3 protein-coding genes are annotated in these 1,753 nt (G+C 38.8%); all 3 read right to left on the reverse strand.

Annotated features, from left to right (window positions below):
- Positions 1-119: 119 nt before the first annotated feature.
- Positions 120-473: a hypothetical protein gene (locus tag CVD27_RS20200; RefSeq protein WP_101649876.1), complete on the reverse strand. Its 354-nt coding sequence runs from the start codon at positions 471-473 to the stop codon at positions 120-122.
- The gene (gene fliS, locus CVD27_RS20205; RefSeq protein ID WP_085133016.1) at positions 470-871 is read right to left on the reverse strand and encodes a flagellar export chaperone FliS; all 402 of its coding nucleotides are present in this window, start codon (positions 869-871) and stop codon (positions 470-472) included. The genes CVD27_RS20200 and fliS overlap by 4 nt, the downstream gene beginning before the upstream one ends.
- A gap of 33 nt (positions 872-904) precedes the next feature.
- Positions 905-1,753 (reverse strand): flagellar filament capping protein FliD (gene fliD, locus CVD27_RS20210; RefSeq protein ID WP_180960379.1); only part of this gene is annotated, 849 nt, incomplete at its 5' end.

A 1,753-nucleotide genomic window follows, 5' to 3' on the forward strand; every position in this document is an offset into this window, starting at 1 on the left:
GTATGTAGGGATTGAACGAGTAACGAAAGTAATCATGGCGATTATAACGCATAGGATTATTCCTTTCTTTTGAATACCTATATGTAAAAAAACCGAAAGAGATTCCTCTCTTCCGGTCATCAGTGCTTCGAATCAAAATAGGCACCGTCTTGAGACATCTTACCATATGGATTTACATAGCTATTCATGTTTTCTTTTTTGGCTTGGGATTGTGAAATGTCTGTGCGAATCGTATGTGTGAAGCGTTCCAGACTAGTCTGTACATCTTTCTCCAAACGAATTAATTCCTCACCAAATTCATCTTCTTCCGCTGTGAAAGGCTGGACTATTTGTGACTGCAACAGATCACGTTCATTCAGTATCTTGTCGATTTGCTCGATGACTTCATCACGCTTTTCTTCATCTATTACCTGTACAAGCGCAATCAATTGAAGAGAACGGTCACGCCACATCGTCATGGCAGGTCGGATCATATCTCACTCACGTTCGAGTATTGTTTCGAACGATTAATCTGGATTACTTGTTTCCACGTATCGCGGAATTCTGTAATAATTCCTGCCGCTTCTTCAAACATCGCTGGATCATTTTGGATATTGCCATCGATCAAGCGACTATTAACGAATTCGTACAGAACGAGCATGTTTTTGGATACGTCATAGGATGTATCCAATGTCAGCATCAATTCAGTCACAATCGCTTGTGCTTTTTGAATCGCAATATTTTTTTGCTCCAAATTACCTTTAGCCAGCTCCATCTTCCCTTGCTGAATAAATTTAAGGCATCCGTTATAAAGCATTAAAGTTAGCTCACCAGGCGTTGAAGTCGTCACCGTATTCGTTTGATATGCTGCATAAGGGTTGTTAGTAGCCATGTATGTCATTCTCCTTTTTCTAGCTAAGTTGCGTTACATGCCGCCGCCAAGTGAACTCATCAACTGAGCAGACTGTGAATTCGCACGCTGGATAGCTTGCTCCATTGCGTTAAACTGTTTCCAGTAACGACTTTCCATCATTTTTAACTTACTTTCAAAGCGCTCGATTTGTTTGTCCATGTTTTTCAAAGAACGACCAAGAGCAAACGTATCGTTGACAGCAGTAGAACTACCTGCTTTTACTGTGATTTTCTTTTGTGCGTCTTGTAATTCAGTGCGGTATTGTTGTGCAATTCCTCCCTTTTTAGGATCCGTATTGCTTTTACCGATTAAATCATAGATTGCGTTTGGATTTTCCGAAATTTTCGCACGAAGCGTATCTTCATTGATTGTCAATTTACCGTTGTCTAAATAATTACTCGTTGTTTCAATCCCTAAATCTTTCAGACTGATATTGATTTCTTTTCCATCTTTATCAGTAGAGGTAACAGTGCTACTCATAATAGAACGTAAATTATTTAACATAGAAGAAAGTGCTGGATCGCCCTTTAAGGTACCACTCTTGGCTTTTTCTTCCCAAAGTTCAATTTCCTTTTCTTTCATATCGGCTTTTTCTTCAGCCGATAATGGATGGAAGGACTTGAATTGTTTTTCTTTGATTTTGCTGTTCAGTTTTTCAATCATTTCGTTATAGTCATTGACGAATTCTACTACTGAATCTAGAACCTTATCAGTATCTGTGGATGAGCTAAACGTCACCGGAGAATCCGTTTTTTGCTTTAGCGATACTTCAAATCCATTTATAGTGAATGTATTAGATGCTCGTGTTGTTTCTAGTCCATTAAAAGTAAACTTTGCATCTACGCCTGCTGTTGATCTAGG

Source organism: Neobacillus cucumis, from assembly GCF_002860255.1.
Taxonomy (GTDB): domain Bacteria; phylum Bacillota; class Bacilli; order Bacillales; family Cytobacillaceae; genus Neobacillus; species Neobacillus cucumis_A.

Excerpts from the sequence above, each read along its gene's own strand:
- CVD27_RS20200 (WP_101649876.1), bottom strand. The coding sequence starts at position 473 with ATGATCCGACCTGCCATGACGATGTGGCGTGACCGTTCTCTTCAATTG.
- fliS (WP_085133016.1), bottom strand. The coding sequence starts at position 871 with ATGGCTACTAACAACCCTTATGCAGCATATCAAACGAATACGGTGACG.